This window comes from Pseudomonas salmasensis (genome assembly GCF_014268375.2).
GTDB lineage: Bacteria > Pseudomonadota > Gammaproteobacteria > Pseudomonadales > Pseudomonadaceae > Aquipseudomonas > Aquipseudomonas salmasensis.
On the sequence record NZ_CP077083.1, the window covers coordinates 1,552,446 to 1,566,204 of the forward strand.

Consider the following 13,759-nt stretch of genomic DNA (forward strand, 5'->3'; position numbering starts at 1 on the left):
TGCCCTTGTAGGATAGTCAGCCTTGGCGGGGGTTCCGTTTTATTTCAGACGTGTGCGGCAATCTTCAAGGCTTCAAGCGAGGGCTCGGCCTTGATGCCGACTTCGGCACACAGTTCCAGCACCCGTGGCAGGTCGTTGCCGAACACCAGCACCGCCTGGATCTCGTCGTCCAGCAATTGGCTGAAATTCACCAGCACATAACCGCCGTCTTCCGGGCTCAGGGCGCTCATCTGGATCTGGATGCGGTTGAGCGCGGTCAGGTCTTCGGTCTTGGCCAGTTGCTTGGGCTTGAGGTTGAACGCCACACCCGGGCCAAACGACGCGACGATCTGGGCAAACAGGTCGCCATAGGTATCAGCCTGGAACAATACCGTGTCTGGCAGGCTACCCACCACCACCCACTCTCCCAGTGGGATAGGGAAGCTGTCGTCGTAGTTGATATCCGGGTTGGCCGCCAGGAACGCCGCCGGGTCCGCATAGGCCTGGGCCGCTTCGTCGGCGATACGCGCTACTTCGTCCGCACCCATGACGCCGGCGCTGATTTTGCTGATGAGTTCGACGAGGGCGGTTTTCATGGGGCGTTCCTGTAACGGGCAAATTTTGAAGGGCGCGTAGCCTACACCAGTTTCTGCAACTTCGCCGCCGTATCCACCGCGCCCATGGTTTGCGCCGCCGCCAGCGCCGTCGCGCCTTGTGCATCGGTGGCCTTGGGGTTTGCGCCTTTACCGAGCAGGTAATCAACCATCTCAACGCGGTTGAACATCGCCGCCATCATCAACGCCGTACGCCCGTCCGAGGAGGCCGCCTCAACCGGCGTGCCGCCTTCGATCAATGCCTGGACCACCGGCAGGTTGCCTTTGAACGCCGCACCGGCAATCGGCAACTGGTTCTTGTCGTTGGCGATCAGGGGGTCGGCCTTGAACTCGAGCAGCACTTTGACCGCCTCAGCATGGCCGTGGTACGCCGCGAGCATCAACAAGGTGTCGCCATTGTGATTACGAAAGTTGGCCGGCAGGCCTTTGGCCAACAATGCGGCGAGCATGGCGGCGTCGCCGCGACGGGCGACGTCAAAGACTTGCTCGGCAAACTCGGCGGCTTCGTCTTCGGTCATTTGTTTAGGCTGATCTGACATGGGGGCTCCTTGCTGAGGCGACTGACATAACTGTTTAAGGCGCCCAGTGTCGCGAGGGAGTTCCCTGGTGTCATGGCTTTTTTGTCAAAAGCCACCATAGCTAGAATCAATAACGGAAGTGGCCGCCCTGGATCTGCGCCAACAATTGCCCAGTCACCGGCACATAGCTGTCCGAACCCGGCAACCAGGCGTAGACCGGGTCATTGTCAGCCTTGTCCGGGTCGAACCCTTGCTCCTTGAGCTTCACTTTCTGGTACTTGAACGTGCCGGTGGTTTCCATCTTCACCTTGATCCGCAAAAACAACGGCACGGCATAAGGGGGCAACTGGCCGTGGGCGAATTGCAGCAGCTCGCGCATGTCCAGGCTGGCCAGGGATTCGCTGGGGGTGATGGCGACCATGCCGGCGCGGCCGTTGGTGTTGTCGATCTCGACGCCATAGGCCACCGCTTCAGCGATCTGCGGGTGTTGCAGCAAAACGTTTTCCACCTCGGTGGTCGAGACGTTTTCGCCCTTCCAGCGATAGGTATCCCCCAAGCGATCGACAAATTGCGCATGGCCGAAACCGATACTGCGCACCAGGTCGCCGGTGTTGAAATAGCGATCGCCTTTTTCGAACACGTCGGTCAGTACCACCTTGCGGTTCTTTTGCGGGTCGGTGTAACCGTCGAAGGGCGACTTTTCATCAATGCGCGCCAATAACAGGCCCTGCCCGCCAGTAGGCACCTTGACCATCAACCCATTGCTGCCGCGCAGAGGTTCGCCAGTGTCATGGGCGTAATCCACCAGCGCCCAATGCTGCAGGCAAAAGCCGATGGTGTTGTCAAAGTTCAGCACGTTGGTAAAGCCGATATTGCCGTCGCTGGCGGCATACAGCTCGCAGATATGCGCCACACCATAGCGCTGCTTGAACTGCGCCCATACACCGGGGCGCAAGCCATTGCCGACCATCTTGGTCACGTGGTTATCGCGGTCCTGCGCACTGGCAGGCTGGTCGAGCAGATAGCGGCACAGCTCACCGACATAGCCCAGGGTGGTCGCCTTGAACTTGCGCGCGTCATCCCAGAACTGGCTGGCGCTGAATTTGCGCCGAATGGCAAAGCCCGACGCGCCGATAATCGCTGCCCCCCAGCACACGCACAGGCCGGTGGCGTGGTACAGCGGCAAGGTGCAGTAGAGGACGTCCTGCGGGCCCATGTCCAGGGCGATACTGCCGAAGCTCACGGCGGTTTTGGTCCAGCGCCCATGCTTCATGATGCCGGCCTTGGGCAAGCCGGTGGTGCCGGAGGTGTAGATATAGAAGCAGGGATCATTGAAGAACACCTGCGCGGAACTCGCCGGGTTGCCCACCGGGCTTTCGGCACTGGCGGCCATCAGGTCGATATAGCCATCGGGCGTCGCACTGCCGGGCTGATCGGCCACGAACCAGGTGCGCTCGGCCGGAATCTGGACTTGATCGCGCACCGCTGCGTAAGGGCTCAGCAATTCGGCACCGACCACAATGGCAACCGGGTTGACCAGGGTCAGGCTGTGTACCAGCGCCCCTTGAGTTTGCGCCGTGTTGAGCATGGCGCAGATGCCGCCCAGCTTGGCCACGGCGAGCACGTTGAGCAGCAACTCGGGGCGATTTTCGATAAACAGCGCCACCACGTCACCCTTGCCGATGCCCTGGGCTTGCAGGTGGTGGGCAAGACGGTTGGCGCGCTGATTGGCGTCGCGGTAGCTGATCACGTTGTCCCCATAAAGCAGGGCAGCACCGTCCGGGTTACGCAAGGTGGCTAGTTCGAAATGCCAGCCCAGGCCGCAGGGTTGCCTGGGGTCGGTGACGTTGGCCGCGCGCATGCCGCGCACCACGCGTGGTAGGGCTCGAACGATGGCAGGCACCTTACGTAGCATCATGCTCCAGGTGATCATGTCGTTTTGCTGATGAGTCATGGCGGGACGTCCTTTTCTTATTCTTGGTCGGGCCCAGGTACATCGACTGGTGTAGCGGAAAGTACGTCAGCGGTTCTTTGGCTGTACACGCGGGATTTGAAAAGTTTTGTATCCCGTGGCGGCTGGCCGATGCTTATCTCCCGGACATCCCGCCATCCAAATGTGGGAGCTGGCTTGCCTGCGATGACGGCCCGCCAGCCGCTCCATATCTACCTGACACCCCACAATCCAACTGTGGGAGCTGGCTTGCCTGCGATGACGACCTACCAGCCGACACTTCTCTACCTGACACCCCACGATTCAATTGTGGGAGCGGGCTTGCTCGCGAAGGCGGCCTGACAGGCGACACAGTTGGATTGTGTATATATCCATTGCTGCGGTAACGGCCACTTAGGGTTCCGCCCTGACGGCGGCTCACTTTTGAAAAGCGCAAAAGTAAGCAAAACGCTCTTGCCCCACCACTCGGCACCTCGCTTAGGCTCGGTGTGCCCGTAATCCGCCAGCGTGGTTTGACGGGGCGCTTAAGATCAAGATCAAAAGCAGATCAAGAGCGGCTCGCTTCGCATCGTGGTTAGCGCGGCGGATACCACCAATATCGTGTAGATGGATTTTTCCAAGAAAAAGACGGTCAGTATCATTACAGCCCTCCCCCTCCTTCCGGAAAAATCACCGGGCAGATAGCGCAAAATGCAGGATGCACGATGGCCCTTCATGCAAATTGCACGAAAATGAAAATCCTATAAATTTATAAGCTACTGATTTATAACGTTTTTTTAGAATACCCAATACTGGCACAATCACTGCACCTATCACTCCATGCTTGCCAACTTGAGCCAATGGAGCTGATAGACATGAGCCTGATCCAAGATAAATTCGCTTCGGTATTCTCCAACTACGACGTCACCACCCAGCCACGTCCGGACGGCGGCATCCTGTTGACCCTGCGCAACAGCGAAGGTAAGCAGGTCAAGCGCTCGATCTCGTATCAGCAGCTGCATACCGCCGACCAACTGACCTGGGTGATCAGCGCCATTCGCCGTGACTTGGCTGAACAGGCCAGCGAACTGCCGCAGATTTCGATGTTGCAAAGCCAGAACCGCTTTGCGCTGCCGACTTATCATTCGGCCTAATAAGCTACAAACCTGAAAAAGGGCCGCGACGCTATTCAGCGTCGCGGCCCTTTTTTATGCCGTTAACATAAGCCTTGGCGGGCGGCCTCATTCTTTGCCTGTACGCGGTTGGTGACATCCAACTTGCCGTAGATGTTGCGCAGATGAAATTTCACCGTGGCTTCAGAGGTGGCGCGAATCTGGCTGATTTCCCAGACCGTCTTGCCCTCGGAGGCCCATCGCAGGATTTCCAGCTCTGTGGCAGTCAGGGGCTTGCCGCACAAGCTCAGGCGTTTTCTGATAGCCGTCGGCACAATAACCAACGGGCGATACGTCTCCTCGGGGCCACTCATTGCTCTCTCCTTTATGTCTGCTGATGCGCTGCCACCTTTCGGATTCCTCCTATTGACAGATGGCATAAACATTGACGTTAAGCAGAGAGTTACATAACGAGTGGAATCAAAGCGCACAGCAGAGAACAAACAGCTTTGCCCTACAAATAATTAAGTTTCTTCCCACAGCAACTTCCAACTTGCCTGGGTTGAACATTTAGCTATCTGTGCTTAGTCATCCAGCCCCGGAAAGCGTGTGGCAATCTCATTGCCCGTCAATGAGGGCACAATGCCCTGGGCCGTGTTGAACAAACGCAGTGTCACACAGTGCGGGTTCTCGCCCATGTCGAACCAGTGCGGTACACCGGCCGGGATGATCAGCAGGTCATTCTTCTCACAGCGCAGGCTGTACACATAGTCGCCTATGTGCAGCGTAAACAGCCCCTGGCCTGCGATGAAGAAACGCACCTCGTCTTCACTGTAGGTACGTTCATCCAGGAACTGCGCACGTAACTCGTCCTTCTGTGGATGGTCGTGGGTCACGCTGACCACTTCCACAGCGGCGTAGCCGAGGGCTTTGATCTGAGCCTGGTAGGCGGCAATCATTTGAGCGTCCGAGGCGCCCTTTTCGATTGGGCTGGGCTGCCAGCGTTCGAACCGCACACGGTGCTCTGCCAGGATCGACTGGATGTCGTCGGCATGGGTCAACACTTTGTTTGGGGTGTCCGGGGTGGCGATGGAGTAGACGGCTACATAGCTCATTGCACGGTTCCTTGGTTCGGCTCTTGCAATCGAAGGCCAATGATAATGGCGGCGGCCAGGGCCGCGAGGCTGGCGATACTGAACGTGAGGGTTGGCCCCAGCAGGTTCCAGCTGTAGCCGGAATACAGGGCGCCGAGCGCGCCGCCGGTGCCGGCCAGCGCGGCATAAAGGGCCTGGCCCTGGCCTTGCTGGCGGTCGCCGAAGCTGCGTTGCACAAAGGCAATCGCCGCCGCATGGAAGCTGCCAAACGTGGCGGCGTGCATCAGCTGCGCCACCAGCAGCAGCCAGAAAACCTCGGCAAATGAACCCAGCAGCCACCAGCGCAGCGCGGCCAGCAGGAAACTGGCGAGCAGCACCCGGCGCACCGAAAAGCGCGTAAGAATACGGCTCATGGCCAGGAACATCAGCACTTCCGCCACCACCCCCAGCGCCCACAGCAGGCCGATCACGCCACGGCTGTAGCCCAAGTGCTCCAGGTGCAGGGTGAGGAAGGTGTAATACGGGCCATGGCTCATTTGCATCAGCGCCACGCAGGCATAAAACGCCAGCACGCCGGGGCTGCGTAATTGCTTGAGGAACCCCTCACCGGCCAGGCGGTTGCCGTGGCTGGCAGGCTGCGCGTTCGGTACCCAAAGGCTGGCGCCGATGATGCCGGCCATGATCACCACGACCGCCACCGGGTAAATATCCAGGCTCAGCCAATCGAACAGGCGCCCCATGACCACCACAGTAAGGATGAAACCAATGGAGCCCCACAGACGGATCTGGCTGTAGCGCGAGGTTTGCTTGTGCAGGTGGGCCAGGGTGATGACTTCGAACTGCGGCAGCACCGCGTGCCAGAAGAACGCGTGCAGGGCCATTACCAGCGCCAGCCAGGCGTAGGTCTTGCTGACGAAAATCAGGCAGAAGCTGGCCAGGGTGCACACCGCGCCGAACCGGACGATGGCCAGGCGCCGACCGGTGTAGTCGCCGATCCAGCCCCACAGGTTGGGGGCCACGCAGCGCATCAGCATGGGGATGGCTACCAACTCGCCGATGCGTGCGCTGGAAAAGCCCAGGTGATCGAAGTACAGCGCCAGGAACGGCGCGGTCGCCCCCAGCAGGGCGAAGTAGAAGAGGTAAAAGCTGGAGAGGCGCCAGTATGGGAGGGCTGGGGTCATTTTATTCAGGGCTGCTTCGCAGCCCAGCGCGAGCAAGCTCGCTCGCCACAACAAGCGCGCTCATTGCCCCAGGCGATCACAGCTGGCCCAGTATCGGGGTACTCACGCGCACATCGGCATTTTGCCCACGGTTACGCAACAGGTGATCCATCAGCACGATGGCCATCATGGCTTCGGCAATCGGTGTGGCGCGGATGCCGACGCACGGGTCGTGGCGGCCCTTGGTGATCACGTCTACCGGGTTGCCGTGCACATCGATCGAGCGGCCTGGTGTGGTGATACTCGACGTAGCCTTGAGCGCCAGGTGCGCCACAATCGGCTGGCCGGAAGAAATACCGCCGAGGATGCCGCCCGCGTTGTTGCTGAGGAAACCTTCAGGGGTCATCTCATCGCGATGCTCGGTACCGCGTTGGGAGACGCAGGCGAACCCGGCGCCGATTTCCACGCCTTTCACCGCGTTGATGCTCATCAGCGCGTGGGCCAGTTCGGCGTCAAGGCGGTCGAAGATCGGCTCGCCCAGGCCCGGCTTCACGCCTTCGGCCACGACGGTGATCTTCGCGCCGACCGAGTCCTGGTCGCGGCGCAACTGGTCCATGTAGGCTTCCAGTTCCGGCACCTTGTCCGGGTCGGGGCAGAAGAAGGCGTTGTCTTCGACGCTGTCCCAGGTCTTGAACGGGATTTCAATCGGGCCCAGCTGGCTCATGTAGCCACGGATGACGATGCCCTGGGTGGCCAGGTATTTCTTGGCGATGGCGCCGGCGGCCACGCGCATGGCGGTTTCGCGCGCCGAGCTGCGGCCACCGCCACGGTAGTCGCGTTCGCCGTATTTGTGGTGGTAGGTGTAGTCGGCATGGGCCGGGCGGAACAGGTCCTTGATCGCCGAGTAGTCCTTGGACTTCTGGTCGGTGTTGCGGATCAACAGGCCAATGGCGCAGCCTGTGGTGCGGCCTTCGAACACGCCGGAGAGAATTTCGACTTCGTCCGGTTCCTGGCGCTGGGTGGTGTGGCGGCTGGTGCCGGGCTTGCGGCGGTCGAGGTCACGCTGCAGGTCGTCCAGGCTCAGCTCCAGGCCTGGCGGGCAGCCGTCGACAATGGCGACCAACGCCGGGCCATGGCTTTCGCCCGCGGTGGTGACAGTGAACAGCTTGCCGAAGGTATTGCCGGACATGCAGGGCGCTCCGTGAAATCAGTTGAATCAAGTCAACCGTAATAACTTAAGGCGGCCAGTATACGCAGGCTAACCGACTAGTTCATCCTCGAAACCTTACCGGTAGACGTTGGTCCAACCGGCACCTCTCCAATGATGGCGCTATGATGCTGCGAGTTCTGCTGTTCACCCTCACCCTGTTTACCGCCGTGGCCCAGGCCGCCTCCCCTGTCGTCCTGCAACGCCCGATCAGCCTGGACACCGGCAGTGGCCAACTCTTTGGCTCGCTGCTGTTGCCGCAATCGGATAAACCGGTGCCGGTGGTACTGATCATCGCCGGCTCCGGCCCCACCGACCGCAACGGCAACAGCGCCGACGGCGCACGCAATGACAGCCTCAAGCGCCTGGCCTGGGTACTGGCCCGGCATAACATCGCCAGCGTGCGCTACGACAAGCGCGGCGTGGCCGCGAGCCTGGCGGCCACGCCAGACGAGCGCAACCTGACTCTGGAGGCCTATGTGGCCGACGCCGTGGCCTGGGGCAAGTTGCTCAAGGCCGACAAGCGCATGGGCCCGCTGATTGTGCTGGGCCACAGTGAGGGTGCGCTGGTCGCCGCCCTCGCCGCGCCGCAGTTGGAACCGGCCGGGGTCATTTCCTTGTCTGGCAGCGCACGCCCGGTGGACCAGGTGATCCGTCAGCAACTGGCCGATCACCTGCCCCCTGCCCTGCTGCTGCGCAGCAACGAAATTCTCGATCACCTCAAGGCCGGCCAGGTGGACGCCGATGTGCCGCGCCCGCTGGAGGGCATTTTCCGACCCAGCGTGCAGCCGTATCTGATCAGCCTGTTCCGCGCCGATCCGTCGGCCGCTTTTGCCCGCTTGGACATGCCGGCGCTGATTATCCAGGGCACCAACGATATTCAGGTTGGCGTAGGCGATGCCCGGCAACTGAAGCAGGCCAAGCCCGACGCGCAGTTGACGGTGATCGAAGGCATGAACCACGTGATGCGCATCGTGCCCAATAACGTGAAGCAACAACTGGCCTCCTACAATGACCCGAAACTGCCGCTGGCTGCGGAGCTGGGCCAACGTATCGTCAGCTTTATCGAAGGACTTCAACCCCGTTAAGCGGCAATTGGCCTCCAGTCCTGGAAAAAACGGCCGATAAGTCCAGAGTCGACAGTAAAAAGACTGTCGGCTCGCAGGGCTTGGACAGGATCGCGCCGCATGACAACCACCGAAACAACACCCGAATCGACCGCCGACACCCCGGCCGCAACCGAAGCTGCCGCGGCAGCAGCCTTGCCGTGGGCCGACGTTCACGCCGAACATTTCAAGATGCTGCGCCTGGCCCCACTGGCCACCGACCGCGCGACCGGCGCACGGCCCTTGCGCTTTGTGCAGTTCGGCTATGCCGAGCGCCATGATAAACACCACAGCCTGTTGCGCATGGTCATCCAGTTACCGGGCCAGCGGGTACGGCGCGAGCAGAACCATTTGGATATCTGGGTGGATCACGATAAACACCGCGTGCACTTCGGCCCCGGCAACAGCCTGGAAATCGAGCCGGCCAACCGTGGTATCGGCCGCTTCCTGGTGGCCCAAGGCGCCGCCTGGGCGAAGAAGAAGTGGTCCCACTACCGCGTCGACGGCGTGGACCTGGCCAACAAAGACGCCCTCAACGAAGCCACGCGCCTGCGCCGCGATCACTTCCTGCGTATCCAGGGTTTCGATGTGGCCTACGCCGATGTGCAGCACCTCAAAGGCAATGTGCAACCGGGCAAGGTCAGCGACGTGCTGGACAGTTGGAACACCGAGAAAGTGCAGTTCGTGGAGATCCTGGAAGCCGCGCAAATGCTGCAACAGGCCGAGCAGAACCTGGCGGAGCAGGAAGTGAAGCTGCGCAAGGAAGAGGAGAAAGTCACCAAGTTCAAACGTGAGGACAGCGGGCTGCGCTTTACCATCACCTGTCTGGTGGCGTTTACGGTGTTTCAGGCGGGGTTGTTGATCTGGATTGCCACACACCGTTAACAGACTGAAATGCGGTCAGTGTGTGGCTTGCCCTGATGCCAGTAGGAGCGAGCTTGCTCGCGAAAAACCCATAGGCGCCGCGTTTACTCAAGAAACACGCGTTATCGTTGACGTTTTTCGCGAGCAAGCTCGCTCCTACAGCGTGCCTACAATTAGACCCGGGCAGCGAAAACTGCCTGATGCGCACGGCACTGTTCAGCCGTGAGCATGAACACCCCATGCCCACCGCGCTTGAAGTCCAGCCAGGCAAAGTCCACTTCCGGGTACAACGCCTCGACATGCACCTGGCTGTTGCCCACTTCGACAATCAGCAAGCCCTTCTCGGTCAGGTGGTCCGCAGCTTCAGCCAGCATCCGGCGTACCAGGTTCAGGCCGTCGTCACCGCAGGCCAGGCCCAGTTCCGGTTCGTGCTGGTATTCGTCGGGCATGTCGGCGAAATCTTCGGCATCCACGTAGGGCGGGTTCGACACGATAAGGTCGAAACGCTGACCGGGTAACCCGTCAAAACCATCGCCCTGCACGGTGTAGACGCGCTCGTCGACGCCATGGCGCTCGATATTCTGGTTCGCCACTTCCAGGGCTTCGAAAGACAGGTCTCCCAGCACCACTTCGGCCTCCGGGAACTCGTAAGCACAGGCGATACCGATGCAGCCAGAGCCGGTGCACAGGTCGAGGATGCGTGCCGGCGGCTGGGCCAGCCAGGGTTCGAAGTGGTCTTCGATCAGCTCGCCTATCGGTGAACGCGGGATCAACACGCGCTCATCGACGATAAACGACATGCCGCAAAACCAGGCCTCGTTCAACAGGTAGGCCGTCGGCACTCGCTCATGGATACGGCGATGCAGCAAGCGCTGCACGTGGGAGATTTCCTCTTCTTCCAGGTTGCAGTCCAAATAGCTGTCGGCGATTTCCCACGGCAGGTGCAAGGCGCCCAGCACCAACTGCCGGGCTTCGTCCCAGGCATTGTCGGTGCCATGGCCAAAAAACAGGTCTTCCCCATGGAAACGGCTGACAGCCCAACGAATATGGTCGCGCAAGGTGCGCAGGCGGGAAGTGATCACGGGGCAAGCTCCTGGAAAAAACGACTGGCGATTCTAACAGCCTTCACCTGTACCGACGATGTACGAAACACCTGGCACCGTACGTCGGATTTCATCCAATTTGCCCGCATTGTGGTAAACAGGCCTGCCTCTTGACATGGCTGCACGCCAGCAACGGCGTACCTTACGATAGTAGCGATTCACAGAAGCGCTCAGCCAGTGGACAATGTCGCAAAAGCCCCACTCACAGGAGCCCCAGAATGTCCGTTCCAAAGACGATGTTTCAACTCAGCGGTCGCGGTTACGCAGCAGCCAACCTCAATCATGCGACCCTGGTGATCATCGACGCCCAGAAAGAATACCTCAGCGGCCCGCTCGCCCTCTCGGGCATGGACGCAGCGGTGCAGAACATCAAGCAGCTGGTGACCGCAGCGCGCAGTGCCGGGCGCCCGATTGTGCACGTGCGCCACCTGGGCACCGTGGGCGGCCTGTTTGACCCCCAGGGCGAGCGCGGCGAATTCATTCCGGGCCTTGAGCCTGAAGGTGACGAAACTATCATCGGCAAACTGCTGCCCAGCGCCTTCCATGGCACCGGCCTGGAGAAACACCTGCAAGACCTGGGCTCCCTGGACCTGATCGTCTGCGGCTTCATGAGCCACTCCAGCGTCAGCACCACCGTGCGTGCGGCCAAGAACCTGGGCTTTCGCTGCACCCTGGTGGAAGACGCCTGCGCTACCCGCGACCTGCCCTACAAAGGCGGCATCCTGAGCGCCGAGCATGTGCAACAAACCGAAATGGCCATCATGGCCGACAACTTCGCCACCCTGGCGCTGGCCAAAGATCTGATCTGATCCCGTTGGCGGTGAGCGGCGTGTTTATTGCTCCGCTCATCCGCAAAGCCCTTTCATTTGGCGCATTTACCTCTCCCCCCGGAACAACCTGTGTATCTTCCGGTCGAAGGGCCGATACCCTGGAGGAAAGGTCGGAATGAAGATATCCGATGGTTTTGATGCTCGTCGCTTGCGCCCCAAGGGCCCGAGCAATTGGCGTCTGCGCCTGGTAGCGTGCATTGCCGCGTTGCTGGCGATAGTAGGCTTGTTGTTGGCGGGCGCTGGTGGCGCCGGCCTGTTTGGACGTTCGCCGGCTCTGGGCGAGCTGAATGCCAGCCCGGGCGGCTCGGCGCTCCTGCTGGGTGTCGGCTTGCTGGTGCTGTGGTTGGGTGTGTGGCTGTGGCGTCGCAGCCGTCGGAAAATGCGCCAACCGCTGTCGTTGAATATCGCCTCTCACCTGATGAAAAAGCACGACTGATGGCGCTTGGATAGCGTTTCCTGCGCCCTGGCCGCCGCGATTTAGGTAAACTGCCCGCCCTTCGCGGAGGCTGACATGCAAGACGACGATTTTTCCCTGTTCAAAAACGAGCTGCGCGGCGTCAAGCCGATCAAGCACGACCGCGCCGACACCGGCAAACCCAAGACTGACCGGGCGCAGATCGCCAAGCTGCGCCAGGCCGCGACCGTGCGCACCGATGCCACCACCGTGGATGGCCTGTCGGACCAGTTTGTGATCGACGTCGGCCCTGAAGATGAACTGATGTGGGCCCGCGACGGCGTGCAGGAAAGCCAGATGCGCAAGCTCAAGGCCGGCCAGATCCCGTTCGAAGGCAGCCTCGACCTGCACGGCATGACCGTAGAAAAAGCCCGGGAAACCCTCTGGGCCTTCCTGGCCGAAGCGACCAAATTCGAAATCCGCTGCGTGCGCGTCACCCATGGCAAGGCTGTGCGGCTGGACGGCAAGCGGCCGATGATCAAGAGCCACGTCAACACCTGGCTGCGCCAGCATGCCCAAGTGCTCGGCTTTACCTCCTGCCAGGCTCGTCACGGCGGTGCCGGCGCGGTGTATGTGATGCTCAAGCGCACCATGATGGAAGGGCGCGACGAGTAACAAGTGCCATCGTCAGGCTTGCAGCGATGTGTCCGCCACCGTAACCTTGCGCTTTGCGAAAATCCCACAGGTAGTTTCATGTCCCTGGAACAGAATTACACCGCGATCCTCGGCCAACTCGGCGAGGACGTGTCCCGCGAGGGCCTGCTCGACACGCCAAAGCGTGCCGCCAAGGCAATGCAGTATCTCTGCCGCGGTTATGAACAGACACTCGAGGAAGTCACCAACGGTGCCTTGTTCAGCTCTGACAACAGCGAAATGGTGCTGGTCAAGGACATCGAGCTGTACTCGTTGTGCGAACACCACCTGCTGCCGTTTATCGGCAAGGCCCACGTGGCGTATATCCCGAGCGGCAAAGTGCTGGGCCTTTCTAAGGTCGCGCGCATTGTCGACATGTATGCGCGCCGCCTGCAGATCCAGGAAAACCTCAGCCGCCAGATCGCCGACGCTGTGTTGGAAGTGACAGGCGCCCTGGGCGTGGCCGTGGTGATCGAGGCCAAGCACATGTGCATGATGATGCGCGGTGTCGAGAAACAGAATTCGTCGATGATCACCTCGGTGATGCTGGGTGAGTTCCGCGAAAACGCGGCCACCCGCAGCGAATTTCTCAGCCTGATCAAGTAACCGGCCAGGCAGGAAAAAACCGGCGTTCATCGCCGGTTTTTTTTCGCCTGCAGAAATCAGGTAAGCTGCGCCCCCTCAGTCATGGGCAAGAGGTTTCAGCCATGTTCGTCAAAGCACTTCGAGTGGGCCTCGGCCACGTCATCATCGCGGGCGACTTTCTTACCCGCCCACGCAAAAAACAACGCCCTGCCGAACAACAGGCCAAGGTCAATGCTGCGGCCAAGGACCTGACCCTGTATCAGTTCCACGCCTGCCCGTTCTGCGTGAAGACCCGTCGCACCCTGCACCGCCTGAATGTGCCGGTGGCCTTGAAGGACGCAAAGAACAACGAACAGGACCGCCAGACCCTGCTGGAGCAAGGCGGCAAGATCAAAGTGCCGTGCCTGCGCATCGAAGAGAACGGCCAGACCACCTGGATGTATGACTCCAAGGTGATCATCGAGTACCTGGACAAGCGCTTCGCTGCGATCTAGGACACGGCGATCAATGTGGGAGCTGGCTTGCCTTATTGTAGGAGCGAGCTTGCTCGCGAAAAACTCACAGGCACCG

General features: G+C 60.5%; 16 protein-coding genes. 8 read left to right on the forward strand and 8 right to left on the reverse strand.

Going from position 1 to position 13,759, the window contains the following annotated elements; all coding sequences use genetic code 11:
* Positions 1–44 precede the first annotated feature (44 nt).
* From HU731_RS06730 to HU731_RS06740, 3 genes are all read right to left on the reverse strand, one after another.
* On the reverse strand, positions 45–575 hold the full coding sequence (locus tag HU731_RS06730; protein ID WP_186606797.1) for a hypothetical protein: 531 nt from the start codon (positions 573–575) through the stop codon (positions 45–47).
* A 41-nt stretch (positions 576–616) separates the two neighbouring features.
* Complete coding sequence (locus tag HU731_RS06735) at positions 617–1,132, reverse strand: ankyrin repeat domain-containing protein (protein ID WP_056786268.1); 516 nt, start codon at positions 1,130–1,132, stop codon at positions 617–619.
* 106 nt (positions 1,133–1,238) lie between these two features.
* Positions 1,239–3,065, reverse strand: coding sequence for a long-chain-acyl-CoA synthetase (locus tag HU731_RS06740; protein ID WP_186606798.1), 1,827 nt, complete (start codon positions 3,063–3,065; stop codon positions 1,239–1,241).
* Between the two features lie 851 nt (positions 3,066–3,916).
* Between HU731_RS06740 and HU731_RS06745 the strand changes: the two genes are divergently transcribed.
* Complete coding sequence (locus HU731_RS06745) at positions 3,917–4,195, forward strand: DUF3509 domain-containing protein (RefSeq protein ID WP_003172952.1); 279 nt, start codon at positions 3,917–3,919, stop codon at positions 4,193–4,195.
* A gap of 62 nt (positions 4,196–4,257) precedes the next feature.
* Here the strand turns inward: HU731_RS06745 and HU731_RS06750 are convergent, their stop codons facing one another.
* The 4 genes from HU731_RS06750 to aroC form a co-directional block, all read right to left on the reverse strand.
* Entirely contained in the window at positions 4,258–4,527 is a 270-nt protein-coding gene (locus tag HU731_RS06750; protein ID WP_003192780.1) for a response regulator transcription factor, read from the reverse strand.
* Between the two features lie 210 nt (positions 4,528–4,737).
* Complete coding sequence (locus HU731_RS06755; protein ID WP_186606799.1) at positions 4,738–5,268, reverse strand: 1,2-dihydroxy-3-keto-5-methylthiopentene dioxygenase; 531 nt, start codon at positions 5,266–5,268, stop codon at positions 4,738–4,740.
* The gene (locus HU731_RS06760) at positions 5,265–6,428 is read right to left on the reverse strand and encodes an MFS transporter (RefSeq protein WP_186606800.1); all 1,164 of its coding nucleotides are present in this window, start codon (positions 6,426–6,428) and stop codon (positions 5,265–5,267) included. The genes HU731_RS06755 and HU731_RS06760 overlap by 4 nt, the downstream gene beginning before the upstream one ends.
* A gap of 76 nt (positions 6,429–6,504) precedes the next feature.
* Positions 6,505–7,596, reverse strand: coding sequence for a chorismate synthase (aroC, locus tag HU731_RS06765; RefSeq protein WP_003192786.1), 1,092 nt, complete (start codon positions 7,594–7,596; stop codon positions 6,505–6,507).
* Between the two features lie 143 nt (positions 7,597–7,739).
* Between aroC and HU731_RS06770 the strand changes: the two genes are divergently transcribed.
* Both HU731_RS06770 and HU731_RS06775 read left to right on the forward strand, forming a co-directional pair.
* Positions 7,740–8,702 (forward strand): alpha/beta hydrolase, encoded by a 963-nt coding sequence (locus tag HU731_RS06770; RefSeq protein ID WP_019818577.1) that lies wholly within the window; start codon positions 7,740–7,742, stop codon positions 8,700–8,702.
* Between the two features lie 99 nt (positions 8,703–8,801).
* Complete coding sequence (locus HU731_RS06775) at positions 8,802–9,605, forward strand: hypothetical protein (protein WP_186606801.1); 804 nt, start codon at positions 8,802–8,804, stop codon at positions 9,603–9,605.
* Between the two features lie 152 nt (positions 9,606–9,757).
* On the opposite strand, the gene prmB is transcribed toward HU731_RS06775, so the two are convergent.
* Positions 9,758–10,666 carry a 50S ribosomal protein L3 N(5)-glutamine methyltransferase gene (gene prmB, locus HU731_RS06780; protein WP_116667592.1) on the reverse strand — a complete coding sequence of 303 codons (909 nt, stop codon included), beginning with the start codon at positions 10,664–10,666 and terminating at the stop codon, positions 9,758–9,760.
* 239 nt (positions 10,667–10,905) lie between these two features.
* Here prmB and HU731_RS06785 point away from each other — a divergent pair, with 239 nt between their 5' ends.
* The 5 genes from HU731_RS06785 (at position 10,906) to HU731_RS06805 (ending at position 13,683) form a co-directional block, all read left to right on the forward strand.
* Positions 10,906–11,496 carry a cysteine hydrolase family protein gene (locus tag HU731_RS06785; RefSeq protein WP_003192792.1) on the forward strand — a complete coding sequence of 197 codons (591 nt, stop codon included), beginning with the start codon at positions 10,906–10,908 and terminating at the stop codon, positions 11,494–11,496.
* A gap of 136 nt (positions 11,497–11,632) precedes the next feature.
* Positions 11,633–11,953: a hypothetical protein gene (locus tag HU731_RS06790; RefSeq protein WP_032896015.1), complete on the forward strand. Its 321-nt coding sequence runs from the start codon at positions 11,633–11,635 to the stop codon at positions 11,951–11,953.
* Between the two features lie 75 nt (positions 11,954–12,028).
* Positions 12,029–12,586, forward strand: coding sequence for a Smr/MutS family protein (locus HU731_RS06795; RefSeq protein ID WP_003192796.1), 558 nt, complete (start codon positions 12,029–12,031; stop codon positions 12,584–12,586).
* 78 nt (positions 12,587–12,664) lie between these two features.
* Complete coding sequence (gene folE / locus HU731_RS06800) at positions 12,665–13,210, forward strand: GTP cyclohydrolase I FolE (RefSeq protein WP_014719282.1); 546 nt, start codon at positions 12,665–12,667, stop codon at positions 13,208–13,210.
* Positions 13,211–13,311: 101 nt separating this feature from the next.
* Positions 13,312–13,683 carry a glutathione S-transferase N-terminal domain-containing protein gene (locus HU731_RS06805; protein ID WP_003192799.1) on the forward strand — a complete coding sequence of 124 codons (372 nt, stop codon included), beginning with the start codon at positions 13,312–13,314 and terminating at the stop codon, positions 13,681–13,683.
* Positions 13,684–13,759: the final 76 nt, after the last annotated feature.

Excerpts from the sequence above, each read along its gene's own strand:
- HU731_RS06730 (WP_186606797.1), bottom strand. The coding sequence starts at position 575 with ATGAAAACCGCCCTCGTCGAACTCATCAGCAAAATCAGCGCCGGCGTC.
- HU731_RS06735 (WP_056786268.1), bottom strand. The coding sequence starts at position 1,132 with ATGTCAGATCAGCCTAAACAAATGACCGAAGACGAAGCCGCCGAGTTT.
- HU731_RS06740 (WP_186606798.1), bottom strand. The coding sequence starts at position 3,065 with ATGACTCATCAGCAAAACGACATGATCACCTGGAGCATGATGCTACGT.
- HU731_RS06745 (WP_003172952.1), top strand. The coding sequence starts at position 3,917 with ATGAGCCTGATCCAAGATAAATTCGCTTCGGTATTCTCCAACTACGAC.
- HU731_RS06750 (WP_003192780.1), bottom strand. The coding sequence starts at position 4,527 with ATGAGTGGCCCCGAGGAGACGTATCGCCCGTTGGTTATTGTGCCGACG.
- HU731_RS06755 (WP_186606799.1), bottom strand. The coding sequence starts at position 5,268 with ATGAGCTATGTAGCCGTCTACTCCATCGCCACCCCGGACACCCCAAAC.
- HU731_RS06760 (WP_186606800.1), bottom strand. The coding sequence starts at position 6,428 with ATGACCCCAGCCCTCCCATACTGGCGCCTCTCCAGCTTTTACCTCTTC.
- aroC (WP_003192786.1), bottom strand. The coding sequence starts at position 7,596 with ATGTCCGGCAATACCTTCGGCAAGCTGTTCACTGTCACCACCGCGGGC.
- HU731_RS06770 (WP_019818577.1), top strand. The coding sequence starts at position 7,740 with ATGATGCTGCGAGTTCTGCTGTTCACCCTCACCCTGTTTACCGCCGTG.
- HU731_RS06775 (WP_186606801.1), top strand. The coding sequence starts at position 8,802 with ATGACAACCACCGAAACAACACCCGAATCGACCGCCGACACCCCGGCC.
- HU731_RS06785 (WP_003192792.1), top strand. The coding sequence starts at position 10,906 with ATGTCCGTTCCAAAGACGATGTTTCAACTCAGCGGTCGCGGTTACGCA.
- HU731_RS06790 (WP_032896015.1), top strand. The coding sequence starts at position 11,633 with ATGAAGATATCCGATGGTTTTGATGCTCGTCGCTTGCGCCCCAAGGGC.
- HU731_RS06795 (WP_003192796.1), top strand. The coding sequence starts at position 12,029 with ATGCAAGACGACGATTTTTCCCTGTTCAAAAACGAGCTGCGCGGCGTC.
- folE (WP_014719282.1), top strand. The coding sequence starts at position 12,665 with ATGTCCCTGGAACAGAATTACACCGCGATCCTCGGCCAACTCGGCGAG.
- HU731_RS06805 (WP_003192799.1), top strand. The coding sequence starts at position 13,312 with ATGTTCGTCAAAGCACTTCGAGTGGGCCTCGGCCACGTCATCATCGCG.